Below are 17,227 nucleotides of genomic sequence, written 5' to 3'. Positions count from 1 at the left end.
CCTGCATTACTTGCTGAGCAAAGTTGCAATCTCGCCCCTGAGGAAGGCCTTGTCGCTCGGAGTGTTGACGGGATTGCCGGCGCGATGGCCGTGCAGAGACGGGATCGGATGCAGCACGGCCGATTTCACGTTAACCAGCTTGCCTAGCTCATCGTCGTTGTCGCGAACGTCGAAATAGCGATCGGTCGCGCCCGGCATCAGCAGCATGTGCGCCTTGATTGCTGCCAGCGCTCGATCGAAATCGCCGTCGAATGCCGCGCAAGCGCTGATATCGCCGCGCTGCCAGATGCCGACCTGCGCCAGCAGATCGTTGGCATCACGCCGGGCGAATGTCGCGTCCCACGCGCGAACGAGATAGTCCTCCAGCGAGGTGAAGCCCGCCTCTCGCCAGAGCTCGTCGCGATAGAAACCGTGCGACATCGCCCAGCCGGCATAGACCCGCCCCATGGCGCGATAGCCGGCGACAGGCTTCTCGACGAAGCGGCCGTCGCGAAAGGCGGGATCGCCGGTCAGCGCCGCCTTCACGCTTTCGAGGAAAACATAGTTGTAAGGCGCGCACCGCGCGCTGCCGCAGACCACCGCGGCGCGCTCGACCATATCGGGGTGCAGCGCCGCCCAATGATAGGCCTGCATGCCGCCCATCGACCAGCCATAGACCAGCGCGAGCTTTGTAATGCCGAAGCGCTCGGTCAGCAGCCGATGCTGGACTGCAACGGCGTCGTGATAGGTGAGTTGCGGGAACGGCCCGTTGCCGGAGTTTGACGGGGACGACGACAGGCCGTTGCCGAACAGATTCGGGATGATGATGAAATAGCGGGTGGGATCGAGCACGCCATCGGGCCCGATCAGCCATTCAGTGTCGAAATGCTGCGCGCTGAACGAGGTCGGGTAGAGAATGACGTTGTCTTTGGCCGGGCTCAGCGTGCCGTAGGTCTTGTAGGCGAGCTTCATCGCAGGGAAGACAGCACCGGATTGAAGCGTTACATCGCCAGCCTCGAAGATCTCGTAGTCGCGCTGCCCCGTCATGCGTCCAATTCCCGCTCACGCGGCCGCAGAATGCGCCCGCCACGACCACGATGCATCGATCGTGCCGGACCAGCAAACGCATCGTTGCGTCAATAACTGTACCAATAGTACAATTATTAGACAAAGGCAACGGGATTCCGACCGTCAGGCGATCGCCGCGATATATCGCTCCACCGATGCCGCAAAGGCGGCCTTCGCGCCTGAGGCGATATTGCGGCCCCACCAGGCGCCATAGATGCGATCGAAGGCGAGCGGCTCGACGGCCGCAGCGATCCGCCGTACCGCGGCGGCGTTGAGCGGCATGTAGTTCGGATAGGAATACATGAAGCTGAGGAAGCGGCGGTCCATCGTCACCTGCGCGATATCGCCGGTCAGCAGCGCTCCCTTGCCGCCGGCGCCGCTCGCATGGTGCAGCATGGTGGCGCCGGCGAAATGGCCGCCGGTGCGCAATAACAACACATCGTCCGAGATACGATGATGATCGCCGGTCCAGTGCACAATCGACGGATGCGGACGCGTCACCCATTGGCGATCATCAGCGTGGAGATAGACCGGCACACCGCCAAACGCCTCGCTCCAGTCGGCAAGCGCGCCATAGTAATGCGGGTGCGAGATCGCAATCGCTGTCAGGCCGCCGAGCGAGCGCACATGCGCGATCGCCTCCGGGGTTGCCAGCGGGATGCAGTCCCACATCACGTATCCCCCGCCATCGGGGACCAGCAGCGCGCGCTGGCCGATCGCAAAGCTCGGCTCGAGCGCGATCCCGGTGAGGCCGAGATCATCGCGCCAGACCAGGCGGTGACGTTCGGCGAGCGTCCCGGGCGTGAGGAAGATCTGGCCCTTCCAGTTCACGAATTGCCGCTCGTCTTCGCAGATCGGACAGGATGCCGGCGGATTTGTGCTGACCGGGAATTGGGCGCCGCAGGTTTCGCAAGTCCAGAAGGGCATAGCCTCACTCCATGAAGACACACCTCAATAAAGGCTGAGCAGCGGTGACGGCAAGGGCTGCCACACGCAGGATACCGGAACCAACGCGCCCGGCGGCTGAATCGCGCGCCTCTTCACCGATTGCCGGACGCGCGCGGGCTCGTTTTCAGGAATGCGTGCGCCAAGAATAGCAAGATACAGCAGCACCCGACTGCCAGGTGCACCCACTTCGCGACCACCTGCGTCTCTTCACTGCCGTAATACAGCACGAGCGCGGTGACGCTCAGGACGGTCATGGACGCTGTCACCAGAATGCCGGTGACGAGGTTTCGTCGTCGGAGCCACCCCGCACGGACATGAAGCGGCAGCAGCGAACCGATGGCCACCAGAAGCGCATAGGACGTGACGCCATGCAGCGTGAGCAGAATGCGCGTGGATTCGCTCCAGTCTTCGGCCAACATATCGTGCAGCACGAACCACAGCAGGCCCGACAGAGCGACCATGGCGACCGTGACGAAGACCATCGCTCTCTGCCAACGCCCGAGACTCATGGGTCAGGCCGCCCTGCCCTTGATCGCATCCGGAGACATGACGAAGGCCATGGCTCCGAAGCCGGCAAAGCAGCTGGCATGGGGATCGCGAAGCTGGACCAGGACTTTCGTCAAGGCGTCGGCCAGCAGGCACGTCGGAGCGACCACCGAATAGGCAGCGCCGTCGGGATCGGACGCGGGCGCTGCCGCCGGCTGCGCCTGCGCATTGCCCTTGCGCATCGTCGTTGCCGCCGCGGAGGTTGCGATCGCGGCGTTGCGCAGGAGACCAGCCTGAAGGACGTGGCGCGGCTCGCCGGGACAACGAATGTAGACGGGCCGCGGCGTTTCGCCCATCATCCGCATGTCGCCGCCGGCGTTGACCAGCGCCTCGCGTACGCCATGCGCCCGCAACACTGCGATAGCGCGATCGACGGCAAATCCTTTGGCGATGCCCCCGAGGTCGATGGCGATCTTGGCCGAGAATCTGATCGTCATGTCGGATACGAACTCGACCGCCGAAAATGTCCCGCGCTCGACGTGGTCGAGACCGTCCGGGGGCAACAACCCGCGTTGAATCGCCTCATACCCGACCGCGCAATCGAACAATCCATCGGTCGCCTGGTACAGGCCGGCTGCCTTGCGCAGGACCTTCATCGTCCAGGGATCGACGACTACCGGCGCGGATGCGGCATGGCGGTTGAGGCGCGATATATCGCTCTCCGGGTCGTGAAAGCTCATCAGTCGATGCACACGCTCGATCGCCTCGAACCCATGCGTGATGGCCCGCTCGAGTAGCGGCTCGGCAAGGCCGCTCGCCTCGATCTCGACGAACGTCCCGAGCAACGGGCGCAGCCGTCTCATCCGTTGGCCTTCAGGCCCTGTAGAACCCGCTTCACGGCGTCGGTGATATGCTTGGACGACAGCGTCGCGCCACTGATGTTCTTGATGTCGGCGCCGAGCTCCAACGGCGAGCTCGCGCTCTTGCCGACGAACTGCGCGCGCCACGAGGCCTCGCGCACCTCGTAACCATAAGACTCCCGGTAGTCCATGATCTCGATCTGCTTGACCGTGCCGTTTGAATTGATGCCGACCCCGATCGTGATGAATTCATGCTTGCCCACCACGCGCTCGACGACGAAATAGCCGCCATTGGAGGTCCGCCAGGTATTCGGCTTGCCCGTGCTCGTGAACGCGGCGCCCGGGAAGATCGCCCGCTGCGCCTGCTCGACGCTGAAATAGGTCGTCGCATAGGCCGAGGTGCTGATCGCAGCAACCGGCAGCCAGACCCAATGACTTGCTTTCATAGTTCAACCCCTCAGAACGTGTAGCCGGCCTTCATCCGGAAGCGGAATCTTTCGAAATCGTTGTCCCCGATGTAACCGTTCACCAGAGCGCCCGGCACTGTGTCCGTATGACTGCTTGCCCAAGGCATCTGCCAGAGCGCCGTTGCGGTCAGGAAGAAGCGTTCGCCGCCATAGTGCAAGGTGGGGCCGAGATAGTAGCCGTTGTTCGACTCGTGATTGAACCAAAAGCTATTGACCTCGTGTTCGTTCATGAATTCGAAGCCCGCTGACCAGTTCGGCATAAATCGGTAGGAGACCGCGAGACCGAAATTGATATCGGTCTCCATGCCCCAGCTTTTGACGGAAGTGGGATCAGTGGGATCACTTGGCGTGTTGCGGAACTCTGGCGCCCAGGTGAAGTTGAACGCCACGGTGACGAGATCGTCCATGAAGTTCTTCTGGACGATAATCTTGTTTTCCAGCTCGAAGAAATTCTGACCCACCGTCGGCTCGGTGTACAGCGCAAGCCCAATGCCGTCAGTGTAGGGACTGAGGATCCGGTAAATCAACTCGCCCGAGACACCGGTGAAGCGCTTTGCGTTGAAGAAATCGTCTGAGCCCGCCGCATAATCGGAGAACTGCTCCGGTGGAGTCGTCGCGCCGAACGGGCCGTTGTGATAGGCCTGCGTCCAGGCATAGTTGAGATAGATTGCGGCTTGCAGGTTGCTGGCGAGACCATATTCGAACTCAGTTCGCCCCTCGATCTGGTCATAGGTGCCACTGTTCTTCTGATGCCGCCACGTCACCCATTGCTCGACCTCCTTGCCACCCTGCGGCAACAAGTCGGTGGTGTAAACGTAGGCGAAGATCGATTCTTCGGCAGAGACAGCCGAGCTAGCCGTCGCGAGCATCGCCGCAACGACGACAGCACGGGCTGAGCATGCGAACATACTTCTGATGACCGTTTCGGAGGCTGCGCCGCGCGTCTGCCCTCCTCGCCGGGACGTAAACAGATCAATTCTTCCAACCATCACCACCCTCCTCGGGACTCGTGCCAAGACCAGTTCCAATGATCTGTTCTGTGGCTGGCTTCCTCCGCTGTCGCAGAGGTGGCTGGCTGAAAACGTGACCTGCTTTGATTTGATATTCGGTGCCGGCGGGACTTCTCCCGTTCCCGCCCGCTATTTCGTCAGAATGAGCTTGCCTGCAGCGGTGAGCTGCAGCCGGTAGACCTCCTCTTCGTGCTCGATGACCAGGAGCTTCTCGCCTCTCAGGAGGTCTCGGCTGCTGACCGTTCGCGGCGTCCGCGCGGCCGGCGGCGCAACGTTTGAACGGTCATCGTCATCTGATTTGTCCGCCACTGCAGTCCCGTATGCGCCCATCAGCCAGCCGGCATCGCTCTCCGCCAAGGCAAAGCGCCGGCCGACTCACCGATTCCGATTCAGAATTTTCAGCCAGGAATTCTCGCTGCCGAGTATGAACTCGGGCCCCCGAGCGGCTGCCCCGGCATCGAAATAAACTGCGAGGCGATGTTGAGACAATATGCCTCAGCTAGAATCGATCTAACATCCAGCCTCGAAAGACCGAGCATTTCCAAATATGTCCGCCCAGCTTCGCCAACCGGATCAATTGGTTGGGCTTCCCGAACCACGGCCACGCACCGCCGCGACGATATGTGAGTTGATCGATTTGGAGCTAATCTAAATCGAGATGCGAGTGGTGAGGACGCAGCACCCACCACTGCGCCACTTGGTCACGTCCCGAAATTCTTCTGGATCGCCTTGTCGAGCGTCTCGCCGCCGACGAAGCGCTGGCGCAGCTCGCGCTTGAGCAGCTTGCCGCTGGGGTTCTTCGGCAGGCTGTCGACGAAGATGACGCGCTTCGGCACCTTGAAATGCGCCATCTGGCCGGCGCAATGCCGGATGACGGCATCTTCATCCAGCTTCTCGCCGGTCTTGACCACGACGATCGCAGTCACAGCCTCGATCCAGCGCGGATCGGGCAGGCCGACGACGGCGACCTCGGAGACCTCAGGGATGCGGTAGACCATCTCCTCGACCTCGCGGCTGGCGACATTCTCGCCGCCGGTCTTGATCATGTCCTTGACGCGATCCACCACGGTGATGTGGCCTTCGTCGTCAACGGTGGCGAGATCTCCGGAGTGAAACCAGCCGCCCGTGAAGGCCGCCGCGGTCTTGACGGGATCGTTGTAATAGCCGGAAAGCAGATGCGGCGAGCGGTGCACGATCTCGCCGACCTCGCCAACCCCGACGTCTTCCATCGCCGTGTTGACCACGCGCGTCTCGACATTCAGCACAGGCTTGCCGGCCGAGCCGGCCTTGCGCAGCTGGTCGTCGGGCCGCAGCACGGTCGCGAGCGGCGCGATCTCGGTCTGACCGTAGAAATTCCAGAACTTTACATTCGGCAGGCGGCGCTGCAGCTCGAGCAGAACTTCCACCGGCATGATGGAGGCGCCGTAATAGCCCTTCTGCAGCGTCGACAGGTCGGTCTTGTCGAAACTCGGCGAGCGCAGCATCGCGATCCAGATCGTCGGCGGCGCAAAGAACGAGGTGATCTTGTGCGCCTGGATCAACGCCAGAATGTTGTCGGCGGTAGGCTTCCCCGTGATCACGCCGGAGGCCCCGAGATAGATCTGCGGCCCCAAGAACACATCTAACTGCGCGCAGTGATAGAGCGGGAGCGCGTGCAAGAACTTGTCGTCCACGCTCATGCCGCCGTCGATGATGCAGCTGACATACTGCCACATCACGGCTTCATGGGTCAGCATCGCGCCCTTGGGCAGGGATTCCGTGCCGCTGGTGTAGACGATCTGCGCGAGATCGCGACTGTCGACGGACGCCTCGAGGTACGAGCCGTCGGCATGAAGCAGATCGTCGAAGGTGGTGAGTCCAGCAGGCGCCGTGGCGGGATCCTCGCCCGGCAGCCAGACCATCTTTTCGACAGCGCAATCCTTCGCGCTCGCGGCGCGCGCCGGCTCGACGAAATCGGGGCCGGCCGCGAGCAGCTTTGCGCCGGAGCTTTTCAGGATGAAATTGATCTCGTCCGGATTGAGCATGAAATTGATCGGCACCAGCACCGCGCCGATCCGGGCCACCGCGAAACGCAGGGCGGCGAAGGCATGCGAGTTGCGCGAGAGCACGGCGAGGCGGTCGCCCTTCTTGACGCCAAGCGCGAGCAGGCCGCGGCCGAGCCGGTTGCAGATCGTATCCATCTCGGCAAAGGTCCAGCTCACGCTGCCGCAGCTCACCGCAAGCTTGGTCGGCTCGCGGCTGCCTGCGCGGCGCAAGAGATCGCCGATGGAATGCTCGCGCGCTTTCGAGATGGTGGCTCCGATATCGCCGGTCATATGTCCCTCCGTGTGATGTTTTTACTTGCTGAGTTTATTGTTTGAGATCTTGCGTCTTGTCTTTCTTGCGCATGATCTTGTCGAAAAACCGCTTCACACTTTGCGCTGGCGCGGCCCTTCGAGTCCGGATCATGCGGCGCTATTTGCGCCGGGTCGCCTGCGCGTGCTCCATGTACATGTGCTCGACCGATCGATCGAGCGAAGCGATCTTCTCGAAGCCGCGGCGCCAGTCCTGCAAGTGCCGGCGCGTCCAGAGCACACCGGCCTCGCGATCGCGGCGACGGATCGCATCAATGAGATGACGATGTGCGTCGACGAGGCGCGGGCCACCTTCGGCGACACCCGTCACGATCATCTCGGTGGTCGGATAGAACAGCTGCGCTGCCGGCTCGCGGGCGAGCTGGAGCACGCGATTCTGCGAGGCCTTTGCGACCAGCACGTGGAATTCGGCATCGCATTCCGCAAGCGCCGCGGGATCGCCAACCACCGCCTCGCTGCGCACAAGGTTGTCAGCGAGCTCCGCAAGATCCTCCTCGGTTGCGCGCTCCACCGCACCCTCGATGCTTGCGACCTCCAGCGTCATCGAAGCCTCGTAGAGCTCGCGAAACGTGACCTCATGCAGCACCAGCGCGCGGCTGAGGCGGCTCGTCAGCTTGCTGTAGCGCGGCAGGCACGCGTGCAGACGGCGCGAGGAGTCGCGGCTGATCAGCCCACCCTCCTCCAACACCCGAATGCCTTCGCGAATGGTCGAGCGGTTGACGCCGAACTGCCGCACGAGATCATGCTCGGTGCCGATGGGATCGCCGGGCTTGATACGGCCATTGACGATCTCGCGTTCAATGGCGTCGGCGACCTTCTGATAGGCCGGCGCGACATCGATCGGACGGAAGAGCGGCGAGAGTCGCACGATAGCTCCCTAATGGCGATTGTCCGACAAACTATAGGGGCTGCCGAAAAGCACGTCAAACCCGGTTATTGATGCCGCATCTGCAGCAAATTGACTCCTGCAGAACCTCACTCTAACTTTGTCGGACAAAGAGACGGAACAGTCCCGCAAGAGGAAACGTGTCCATGAGACCTATCGCAGCACTCGTGTCTGCGGCCGCATTGCTGTCGGCTGCCCTGATCACCCCCGCCTCCGCCCAGCAGACCCCGCTCAAGATCGGCGTACTCTCCGACTTCTCCTCGGTCTATTCCGACATCGGCGGCCAGGGCAATGTCGAGGCCACAAAGATGGCCATCGAGGACTTTGGCGGGCAGATGTTCGGCAAGCCGATCGACATGGTCGCGGCCGACGTGCTGAACAAACCCGACGTCGCCTCCACCATCGCCCGCAAATGGTGGGAGACCGACGGCGTCGACATGATCATCGACCTGCCGACCTCGGCCACTGCGCTTGCGGTGATGGAGTTGTCGAAGCAGTACGAGAAAATCATGATCGTCACGGACGCGGCGAGCTCCGACATCACAGGCAAATCCTGCTCGCCCTACACCGCGCACTGGACCTACGACACCTATTCCAACGCCCATACGGTCGGCAGCGCCATCGTCAAGAACGGCGGCGACAGCTGGTTCTTCCTCACCGCCGACTATGTGTTCGGCCACTCCATTGAGCGCGATACCGGCGACGTCGTGAGGGCGGCCGGCGGCAAGGTGCTCGGCAGCGTCAAGCACCCGCTCAACACCGCTGATTTCTCGTCGTTCCTGCTCCAGGCCCAGGCCTCCAAGGCCAAGATCATCGGGCTTGCGAATGGCGGCGGCGACACCATCAACGCGATCAAGCAGGCCGGCGAGTTCGGCATTGTCGCCGGCGGGCAGAACCTGGCGGCGATCGTGATGTTCATCTCCGACGTGCACAGCCTGGGCCTGAAGCTCGCACAGGGGCTGATCATCACCGAGGCCTATTACTGGGATCTCAACGACAAGACCCGCGCCTTCGGCAAGCGCTTCATGGAGCGCGTCAAGCGCATGCCGACGATGAACCAGGCCGCGACCTACAGCGCGACGCTGCATTACCTCAAGGCCGTGCAGGCCGCCGGCACCAAGGACACCAAGACCGTGATGGCGAAGATGCGCGAGTTGCCGGTGAAGGATGCTTTCACCGACAACGGCATCCTTCGCGAAGACGGCCGCATGGTGCACAGCATGTTCCTGTTCCAGGTGAAGAAGCCCGAGGAATCCAAGGCGCCGTGGGACTATTACAAGCTGCTCGCCGAGGTGCCGGCCGACCAGGCCTTCCGTCCGTTGAAGGACGGCGGCTGTCCGCTGGTGAAGTGAGATTTCGCTACGACGGACCTGCCTCCCTTCGCGGAGTGCGGGTCCGCCACATTGCATGGCGCGGAAAAAGCGAGCGAGCGCTCTCTCAGAAAATTATGGCAGCCCCCTTTCCCGACAGCCACTCTCTGCGCTAGGAATGACGACAAGGGCGCAAAGCCCACGCCTGGATCAACAACAACGCCAAAAAATCCAGGAAGAAATTTGGGGAGGCAGCGTGAATCTCGCGCGCCGACGACCTTGGAAGAACGCGTTCTCGACAGAAGCGCTGTGCACGCGCATTCTGGAACGTCATCGCGCCTCTATCCGCGTGCAGAAGCCGCGGCTCGCCGTCGCGAATCTGACACGCATCATCGGCGCCACCCTCGCGCTCTCCAACAAGCAGGGGTTTCACGCCACCACGCTGCGTCAGCTCGCAGAGGCCTCCGGCCTCAGCATGGGCGGTCTCTATACCTACATCGACAGCAAACCCAGGCTGCTCGCGATGATCCTCGGCGAGGTCGCGGCAACAGCGACCGAGGTGCTGACCGCGCCTCCCGAGGAGGTCAGAGATGACGCCTGCAAGCACCTCGACTGGATCATCGCGACCCACATCCGCATGAGCGAGGCAATGCAGCCCTGGTTCGTGTTCGCTTTCATGGAGGCCAAGTCCTTCCCGCCAGCGGAACGTCAGCGCGCGATCGACATGGAAGCCACCACAGAGAAGATCATCGCCGACGTTCTCAAGCAGGGCGTCGCCAGCGGCGCCTTCACGATCGACCACGTCAGGCTCACGGCGTCGCTGATCAAGCCGCTGCTGCAGGACTGGTACGTGAAACGCGCCAAGTACCGCAGACGCGGCACGTCGATCGACGGATACATCGACGGCGTCGGCAATTTCGTGAGCGCCGCCTTGTCGAGCGGCAACAGCATCAACGGACGCTCGTCCGCCGGGGCTCGATCGAGGCTGAAGCAGACGGCGCACCCATAGAACGCAGGAAAGACCAGACGATGAAGCGCTTTCGGTTCAATCAGCAGGAGATCGTTTTCGCTGTCTTCGCGTTGCTGTTCCTCGTGTTCTCGATCTTCCTGAACGGCTTCCTGACGGCGGAGAACATGCTGACGCTGCTCCAGAACGTGGCGGTGCTCGGCATCCTCGGCCTCGCCATGGCAATCGTCGTGATCGGCCGCGGCATCGACATCTCGCTGATCGCGGCCCTCGCCGTGCCCCCGGGACTCGTGCTTCAGCTGGTGCAGAACGGCCATTCGCTGCCGTTCTCGCTGCTGATCGCGGTGCTGCTCACAATCGCCTTCGGCCTCGTCAATGGCTGGCTGATCGCCTATGCCGAGGTGCCCTCGCTGTTTGCGACACTGGCAACCGGGCTCTTGCTCGCCGGACTTGGGCAAGCTGCGCTGTTCCAGCTCGACGTCGTGCAATGGAGCCCGGGCATGAACGGCTTCGAACGGCTCGGACAGGGCACAGTTCTCGGCATTCCGACGTCGATCTGGATGTTCGCGATCGCCTGCATCGTGGTCGCATTCCTGCTGCGCCAGACCCGCTGGGGCGCCTATATCTACGCGATCGGCGACAATCCTTACGCCGCGCGCGTGACCGGCATTCCTTCCCGTCCGATCATTGTCCTGCAATATGTGATCACCGCTCTGATAGGCTGCTTTGCCGGCCTCGTGCTGGCAGCCTCCGTCAATTCGATGCCGACCCGCATCTTCAACTCGACGCTGATCTACGACGTGATCCTGGTCGTCGTGCTGGGCGGCATCGGGCTATCAGGCGGGCGTGGCGGCGTGCTGAACGTCATCATCGGCACGCTGCTGATCGGCACCATGCTCAACGGGATGACCATCATGGACATCTCCTACGCCGGGCAAAATCTGATCAAGGGTGTTGTCCTGCTGCTCGCCGTCATCACGGACTCCTTCCTGAATCCGCGCAACGAAGAAACGGCACAGCAAGGCGACATCTGAACGACCGACAAGAACGACATCCATAACCAAGGAGGAAGCAATGAAGACCTTTGGCAGCCTGACAAAGACAACCCTCGCCGGACTGGCTCTCGCGGCACTGACTGGACCTGCTCTCGCCCAGCAGGGCCTGGACGAGCCGTTCCAGAAGCCGTTCAAGGAAGCGCTCGCCGGCAAGACCGTGGCCTATGTGCCGGTCGCGATGAATTTCGACCTCACTGAGGGCTGGTACGCCGGCCTGAAGAAGGAGCTCGAGCCGTTCGGCGTCAAGTTCGTGATCCGCGACGCCAACTGGAACACCAATGCCGGCGCGCAGGCCGTCACCTCGCTGATCTCCGAGAAACCGGCGGTGATGGTCGTGCATAATCCGGACGTGCAGACTTACGCCAAATTGCTCCAGCGCGCCGAGGCCGAGGGCATCTACGTCATCCAGATCAACATGGGCTCCGCCTACCGCAGCTCCGCTTTCGTCGGCGCCAACTGGGTCGAGATCGGCGAACGCCAGACCGAAGGCGTCGTCAAGGCCTGCGAGGGCAAGTCGAACAAGATCGCCATCATCCAGGGTGCGCTGTCGGCCGCCGCGAGCGCCTATACGCTCAAGGGTGTCGAGAACGTTCTCGCCAAGCATCCCGAGATCAAGGTGGTGTCGAGCCAGGCCGCCGACTGGGATGCCGCCAAGGCGAAGGCGATCACCCAAACGGTGCTGAAGCAGAATCCGGATCTCTGCGGCATCGTCGGCTTCTGGGACGGCATGGACATCGGCACCGCAGCCGCGGTCAAGGAAGCAGGCCTCACCGGCAAGGTGTTCCTCGCGACATCAGGCGGCGGCGAGCGCAAGGGCGCCTGCGAGCTGGTGAAATCCGGCGCGTTCGACCTCAACATGAGCTACGACGTGCCGACCCAGGCGGCGCAGATGGCCGGTACGATCAAGTGGCTACTGTCGTCGGGCGCCAAGCCCGGCTCGATCAAGGGCTCGGAATACACCACGCTGATTCCGATCACCAAGGAGAACGCCGACAGCCAGACGGCCTGCTGGAATCTCAGCGACCTCAAGAAATAGTTCGACGCTGACGTATGAGGTCCCCGGCGGCTATTCAGGTCCCGGGGACCTCGCTCCCAACTTTTCCCATGCCCCGCTGGAATGCCGATGCGCGATACCCTGACAAGCCTGCGTTACCGCTACTGGCCGGATCATCTGCTCGGTGAAATTCTGTCCAAGCGTTGGACCGAAACAGCCATTCCGGTCATCCTTCTCCTGATCGTTGGCTTTGCGTTCAGCCGATCCATCGACAACTTCCTGTCGCCGGCGAGCCTCGCTGACACCGCGCGACAGGCCGGCGAGATCGGATTCATCGCGCTCGGGCTCGCGCTCGTCGTCATCGTCGGCGGCATCGATCTGTCCGTCGGTTCGATCTTCGCGCTGACCGATTTCTGCGCGCTCTATCTGCTTGACGTCGCAGGCTGGCCGGTTCCGGCCGTGGTGATCGCCACGCTGCTGTGCGGCGCGATGCTCGGCGCCGTCAACGGCATCCTGGTCGGGTATCTGCGGCTGCGCGCTTTCATCACCACGCTGATCACGCTGATCATCTACCGCTCAGCCTACGATCTTCTGATCCAGCGCTACTCCAACGCCATCGCCTCGGCCTTCCCCGACATCCCGTCCTGGGACTTCATTGGCGCAGGTAGCGTCCTCGGCATTCCGACCGTGGCGCTGGCCTATATCGTCATCGCCATCTTCGGCCATATCTTCATGACGCGGCTGCGGCCGGGCTGGCACATCACCGCGATCGGCGGCTCGCGTCGCTCGGCATATAATTCAGGCATTCCCGTTCGCCGCACCATCGCGCTCTGCTACGTCGCGAGTGGCGTGCTGACCAGCGTCGGCGCGCTGTTCTTCGCCTCCCGGCTCGGCACCGTCGGCGGTGACATCGGCGTCGGCCTCGAGGTGATCGTGCTGACCGCGACGGTGCTCGGCGGCATCACGCTCGGCGGCGGCAAGGGCTCCGTCGCAAAATCGGCGGTCGGGGTGCTGATCGTGCTCCTGATCACCAACGGTCTCACGACCATGAACGCGCGCGGCGGCGTCAACCGCATGGCGCTCGCCGGAATCCTGCTCGTCGCAGCCATGGTCGACATCCGCTGGCAGAAGAACCGGACCCGCATCATCAGCAAGGTCTATGTCGCGCCGACCTACCACGAGCTGCCGCCGCCACCACCAACCGAAATTGGACATGGCGGGCCGTTCGAGCAGAACGACAAGCTGCGTGACGTCGAGGCGATCGGCCTTGGCCGCATCGAGGCGCCGGAGGATGTCATCCTCGATCGCCACGACAACCTCTATGCCGGCTCGCGCCACGGCGACATCATGCGCTTCCTCGCGCCCGACTACCAGAAAATGGAGGTGTTCGCCCATATCGGCGGCCAGCCGCTCGGCATGGCCTTCGACCGCGAGGACAATCTTTACGTCTGTATCGGCGGCATGGGCCTCTATCGCATCAAGCCTGACGGCACGGTGGAAAAGGCAACCGACGAGACCAATCGCAGCATGCGCTCGGTCAACGACGACAGCCGGCTGCGGCTCGCCGACGACCTCGACATCACCGACGACGGCCTGATCTTCTTCTCGGAAGCGACTGTGCGTTACGAGATGGACGAGTGGCCTATCGATGGTCTCGAAGCGCGCGGCAACGGCCGCATCATCTCCTACGACACCAAGACCGGCACGACACGCACCGAGCTGCGCGGCCTCAAATTCCCCAACGGCATCTGCGTCGCCAGCGACGGCCAGTCGATCCTGTTCGCCGAGACCTTTGGCTGCTCGATCAAGCGCTACTGGTTCGCAGGCCCGAAGAAGGGCGCGGTCGAAATCGTCATGGACAATCTGCCGGGCTACCCCGACAACATCAACCTCGCCTCCGACGGCAATTACTGGCTGGCGCTGGTCGGCATGCGCAGTCCCTCGCTCGACCTCGCCTGGAAGATGCCGGGCTTCCGCCGTCGCATGGCCAAGCGCGTGCCGGTCGACGAATGGCTGTTCCCCAACATCAACACCGGCTGCGTGGTCAAATTCAACGAGCAGGGCAAGATCGTCGAATCGTTCTGGGACCTGCACGGCGAGAACCATCCGATGATCACCTCGATGCGCGAGCATCGCGGCTATCTCTATCTCGGCGGCATCCTCAACAACCGGATCGGTCGCTACAAGCTCGACAACGCCGATCCGAACTTCGTTCAGTATGACAAGCGGTGGGGGAAGCAGTCGTGATCGCTGCCGTCAGAGACTTCGCCAACCGCTTTCTCGGGCGCGGCGACGCCACCATCACCGTGCCATCCTTCGACGGCGCATTGAAGCCCAACCAGAAGCTGGAATCGGCCGAGACCTTGCTGACATGCGAGGCGCCGGAAGATATCGCCACCGATGGAATCAACCTCTTCATCGCGGACGGCCGGCGGCTGATGTGCCTGAGCGGCGGCACGGCATCGGAGGTGCGCAGCTTCGAGCAGCCGATATCGGCGCTCCGTGCACTTCCCGGCGGCGGCCTTGCCGTCGCGCTCGGGGGACGCGAGGTGCGTGTATACGCGAACCCCTCGGCCGAACAGCCGAGCGTGACGTTCGCCGATGCCGCGTTCAACGCCGTCAATGCGCTGGCGCTCGCGGACGACAACACACTGATTGCAACGGATGGCTCGACGACATGCGGCATCGACGATTGGGCACGTGACCTGCTGGAGCTCAATCGGACCGGCAGGGTGTTCAAGCTCGATCCCGGCAGCAAGGCCGTGACACGATTGGCCCAGGGATTCGGCTATGCCTTCGGCGCCTGCGCCCACGGCAACGCCATGCTGGTCAGCGAGAGCTGGCGTCATCGCCTCGTTCTTGTCTCGCCCGGCGCATCGCCAAAGGTCGTGCTTGCTCACCTCCCCGTCTACCCGTCTCGGCTGTCCAAGGCTTCAGGCGGCGGTTACTGGCTCACCGCTTTCACCGCGCGGACCCAGCTCGTCGAGTTCGTGTTGCGTGAGCCCGGCTACCGGCGCCGCATGATGGCCGAGATCGATCCGGCCTATTGGGTTGCGCCGCGCCTGCGCTCGGGGCGTTCGTTCAAGGAGCCGATGCAGGGCGCGCACATCAAGACCATGGGCGTCATCAAGCCGTGGGCGCCGCCGCGCTCCTATGGCCTTGTCATCCGTCTCGATGCGAATGGCCAGCCGCTCTATTCGCTGCACAGCCGGGTCGACGGCATCAACCACGGCATCGTCGCCGCCATCGAGATGGGCAACGATCTCATCCTGATCGCCAAAGGACCGGGCCGCGTCCTGCGATTGCCACTTGCTGGCCTTGCCGAGGAGTTTCGCCCATGAGCGACATTGCACTCTCGCTGCGCAAGGCGACAAAACTCTACGCCGGCGTGCCCGCGATCGACGGGGTCGACTTCGACCTCCGCCGCGGCGAGATCCACGCACTGGTCGGAGAAAACGGTGCCGGCAAGTCGACCCTTACCAAGGTGATGGCGGGCGTGGTGACGCTGACCTCGGGGACCATGATGGTCGACGGCGCCGATGTCGCGCCGAAGACGCCGCTGGAGGCGCGCAATCTCGGGATCGCCATGGTTTTCCAGGAGAACAGCCTGGTGCCGACCATGACGGTCGCGCAGAATCTGTTTCTCGGGCAGGAGAAATTCTACAACCGCCTGCGCGGCATCTACATCGCCGCCCAGCAATTCCTGCAATCGCTCAATTTCGACGTTACGCCGACCGCGACCGTCAGCGGCCTCGGCGCGGCCAAGAAGCAGATGGTCGAGATCGCACGCGCCGTCCTGCATCGCGCCAAGGTCATCATCTTCGACGAGCCGACCGCATCGCTGACGCCGGAAGAGAAGAAATACTTCTTCGACCTCGTCCGCGATCTCAAGAAGCGCGGCGTCTCGATCGTCTTCATCTCGCACGCCCTGGAGGAAGCCCTGCTGCTCGCCGACCGCATCACGGTGCTGCGCGACGGCAAGCATGTGGTGACCGACGATGTCGCCAAGTTCGACCGCGCCGCGATCGTGCAGGCCATGGTCGGGCGCGACCTCTCCAACACGCTCTATGGCGCGCGGAAGAGCAGCGTCCGGCCGGCGGGTTCGCGCGTTCTCACGGTGCAGAATTTGAAGATGGCGCCGATGGTGAAGAACAATTCGCTATCGGTATTCGCAGGCCAGATCACCGGCGTGTTCGGCCTCGTCGGCGCGGGCCGCACCGAGACGTTCAAGATCGTCGCCGGCGTGCTCAAGCGCGACTTCTTCCACGGCGGCGAAATCCTGCTGCACGACCAGCCGGTGCGCTATCGGGTGCCGGCGCCGGCGGTCAAGGCCGGCATCGCCTATGTCACCGAGGACCGCAAGGTCGAGGGCTTCTTCGAGACGTCCTCGATCGCACGCAACATCTATCTCGGCCTGCTGTCGAAGTTTCCGAAGGGCCGCATGATGCTGTCGCGGCGAGAAACCGACACGGTCGGCAAAACCTGGATCCAGAAGCTCAAGGTTCGCGCCATCGGCGACGACGGCAAGGTGGTCGAGCTGTCCGGCGGCAATCAGCAGAAGGTCGTGATCGCAAAGTCGCTGGTTCAGGAGCCCGACCTGATCATCTTCGACGAGCCGACCCGCGGCGTCGATGTCGGCGCCATCGTCGAGATCCACGAACTGATCAACCGGCTCGCCGACGAGGGCAAGGCGGTCGTAGTCATCTCGTCCTACCTGCCCGAGATCATGGCGCTGTCCGACCGCATCCTGGTCTCACGCCAGGGCAAGGTCGTGGAGGAGTTTTCCGCGCTGGAGGCGACGGAAGAGAAGATCATGTACGCGGCTATTCACTAGCGGCGGCGC

Annotated in this window: 16 protein-coding genes; 7 read left to right on the top strand and 9 right to left on the bottom strand. The window is 62.8% G+C overall.

Features of this window, described 5'->3' with window-relative positions; translation table 11 throughout:
- Nucleotides 1–6 precede the first annotated feature (6 nt).
- The 9 genes from ACLFLU_RS04930 to ACLFLU_RS04890 form a co-directional block, all read right to left on the bottom strand.
- Nucleotides 7–1,026 (bottom strand): alpha/beta fold hydrolase, encoded by a 1,020-nt coding sequence (locus ACLFLU_RS04930; protein WP_426411214.1) that lies wholly within the window; start codon nt 1,024–1,026, stop codon nt 7–9.
- A gap of 144 nt (nt 1,027–1,170) precedes the next feature.
- Nucleotides 1,171–1,974, bottom strand: coding sequence for an MBL fold metallo-hydrolase (locus ACLFLU_RS04925; protein ID WP_426411213.1), 804 nt, complete (start codon nt 1,972–1,974; stop codon nt 1,171–1,173).
- 113 nt (nt 1,975–2,087) lie between these two features.
- The gene (locus ACLFLU_RS04920; RefSeq protein ID WP_426411212.1) at nt 2,088–2,477 is read right to left on the bottom strand and encodes a hypothetical protein; all 390 of its coding nucleotides are present in this window, start codon (nt 2,475–2,477) and stop codon (nt 2,088–2,090) included.
- A 30-nt stretch (nt 2,478–2,507) separates the two neighbouring features.
- Nucleotides 2,508–3,344 (bottom strand): FAD:protein FMN transferase, encoded by an 837-nt coding sequence (locus tag ACLFLU_RS04915; RefSeq protein WP_426411211.1) that lies wholly within the window; start codon nt 3,342–3,344, stop codon nt 2,508–2,510.
- A complete protein-coding gene (locus tag ACLFLU_RS04910) occupies nt 3,341–3,787 on the bottom strand; it encodes an FMN-binding protein (protein ID WP_426411210.1) in 447 nt (148 codons plus the stop codon). The genes ACLFLU_RS04915 and ACLFLU_RS04910 overlap by 4 nt, the downstream gene beginning before the upstream one ends.
- 11 nt (nt 3,788–3,798) lie before the next feature.
- Nucleotides 3,799–4,797 (bottom strand): hypothetical protein, encoded by a 999-nt coding sequence (locus ACLFLU_RS04905; protein WP_426411209.1) that lies wholly within the window; start codon nt 4,795–4,797, stop codon nt 3,799–3,801.
- Between the two features lie 150 nt (nt 4,798–4,947).
- Nucleotides 4,948–5,175, bottom strand: coding sequence for a hemin uptake protein HemP (gene hemP, locus ACLFLU_RS04900; protein ID WP_426411208.1), 228 nt, complete (start codon nt 5,173–5,175; stop codon nt 4,948–4,950).
- A gap of 344 nt (nt 5,176–5,519) precedes the next feature.
- Nucleotides 5,520–7,133: an acyl-CoA synthetase gene (locus ACLFLU_RS04895; protein WP_426411207.1), complete on the bottom strand. Its 1,614-nt coding sequence runs from the start codon at nt 7,131–7,133 to the stop codon at nt 5,520–5,522.
- 139 nt (nt 7,134–7,272) lie between these two features.
- On the bottom strand, nt 7,273–8,040 hold the full coding sequence (locus tag ACLFLU_RS04890; RefSeq protein ID WP_426411206.1) for a FadR/GntR family transcriptional regulator: 768 nt from the start codon (nt 8,038–8,040) through the stop codon (nt 7,273–7,275).
- A gap of 164 nt (nt 8,041–8,204) precedes the next feature.
- Here ACLFLU_RS04890 and ACLFLU_RS04885 point away from each other — a divergent pair, with 164 nt between their 5' ends.
- From ACLFLU_RS04885 to ACLFLU_RS04855, 7 genes are all read left to right on the top strand, one after another.
- Nucleotides 8,205–9,410, top strand: a complete 1,206-nt coding sequence (locus ACLFLU_RS04885) for an ABC transporter substrate-binding protein (RefSeq protein WP_426411205.1) — start codon at nt 8,205–8,207, stop codon at nt 9,408–9,410.
- Between the two features lie 214 nt (nt 9,411–9,624).
- On the top strand, nt 9,625–10,377 hold the full coding sequence (locus ACLFLU_RS04880) for a TetR/AcrR family transcriptional regulator (RefSeq protein ID WP_426411204.1): 753 nt from the start codon (nt 9,625–9,627) through the stop codon (nt 10,375–10,377).
- A 20-nt stretch (nt 10,378–10,397) separates the two neighbouring features.
- Nucleotides 10,398–11,369: an ABC transporter permease gene (locus ACLFLU_RS04875; RefSeq protein ID WP_426411203.1), complete on the top strand. Its 972-nt coding sequence runs from the start codon at nt 10,398–10,400 to the stop codon at nt 11,367–11,369.
- Nucleotides 11,370–11,409: 40 nt separating this feature from the next.
- The gene (locus tag ACLFLU_RS04870; protein WP_426411202.1) at nt 11,410–12,426 is read left to right on the top strand and encodes a sugar ABC transporter substrate-binding protein; all 1,017 of its coding nucleotides are present in this window, start codon (nt 11,410–11,412) and stop codon (nt 12,424–12,426) included.
- A gap of 81 nt (nt 12,427–12,507) precedes the next feature.
- A complete protein-coding gene (locus ACLFLU_RS04865; RefSeq protein ID WP_426411201.1) occupies nt 12,508–14,631 on the top strand; it encodes an ABC transporter permease in 2,124 nt (707 codons plus the stop codon).
- Nucleotides 14,628–15,725, top strand: coding sequence for a hypothetical protein (locus ACLFLU_RS04860; protein ID WP_426411200.1), 1,098 nt, complete (start codon nt 14,628–14,630; stop codon nt 15,723–15,725). Before ACLFLU_RS04865 ends, ACLFLU_RS04860 begins: the two co-directional genes overlap by 4 nt.
- Complete coding sequence (locus ACLFLU_RS04855) at nt 15,722–17,218, top strand: sugar ABC transporter ATP-binding protein (protein WP_426411199.1); 1,497 nt, start codon at nt 15,722–15,724, stop codon at nt 17,216–17,218. The genes ACLFLU_RS04860 and ACLFLU_RS04855 overlap by 4 nt, the downstream gene beginning before the upstream one ends.
- Nucleotides 17,219–17,227 lie beyond the last annotated feature (9 nt).

The sequence above is a fragment of the Bradyrhizobium ganzhouense genome (assembly GCF_049949285.1).
Taxonomy (GTDB): Bacteria; Pseudomonadota; Alphaproteobacteria; order Rhizobiales; family Xanthobacteraceae; genus Bradyrhizobium; species Bradyrhizobium ganzhouense.
This window is presented reverse-complemented; position numbering and strand designations above follow the sequence as displayed.

Coding starts and splice junctions, on each gene's coding strand:
- ACLFLU_RS04930 (WP_426411214.1), bottom strand. CDS start 1,026: ATGACGGGGCAGCGCGACTACGAGATCTTCGAGGCTGGCGATGTAACG.
- ACLFLU_RS04925 (WP_426411213.1), bottom strand. CDS start 1,974: ATGCCCTTCTGGACTTGCGAAACCTGCGGCGCCCAATTCCCGGTCAGC.
- ACLFLU_RS04920 (WP_426411212.1), bottom strand. CDS start 2,477: ATGGTCTTCGTCACGGTCGCCATGGTCGCTCTGTCGGGCCTGCTGTGG.
- ACLFLU_RS04915 (WP_426411211.1), bottom strand. CDS start 3,344: ATGAGACGGCTGCGCCCGTTGCTCGGGACGTTCGTCGAGATCGAGGCG.
- ACLFLU_RS04910 (WP_426411210.1), bottom strand. CDS start 3,787: ATGAAAGCAAGTCATTGGGTCTGGCTGCCGGTTGCTGCGATCAGCACC.
- ACLFLU_RS04905 (WP_426411209.1), bottom strand. CDS start 4,797: ATGGTTGGAAGAATTGATCTGTTTACGTCCCGGCGAGGAGGGCAGACG.
- ACLFLU_RS04895 (WP_426411207.1), bottom strand. CDS start 7,133: ATGACCGGCGATATCGGAGCCACCATCTCGAAAGCGCGCGAGCATTCC.
- ACLFLU_RS04885 (WP_426411205.1), top strand. CDS start 8,205: ATGAGACCTATCGCAGCACTCGTGTCTGCGGCCGCATTGCTGTCGGCT.
- ACLFLU_RS04875 (WP_426411203.1), top strand. CDS start 10,398: ATGAAGCGCTTTCGGTTCAATCAGCAGGAGATCGTTTTCGCTGTCTTC.
- ACLFLU_RS04870 (WP_426411202.1), top strand. CDS start 11,410: ATGAAGACCTTTGGCAGCCTGACAAAGACAACCCTCGCCGGACTGGCT.
- ACLFLU_RS04865 (WP_426411201.1), top strand. CDS start 12,508: ATGCCGATGCGCGATACCCTGACAAGCCTGCGTTACCGCTACTGGCCG.
- ACLFLU_RS04855 (WP_426411199.1), top strand. CDS start 15,722: ATGAGCGACATTGCACTCTCGCTGCGCAAGGCGACAAAACTCTACGCC.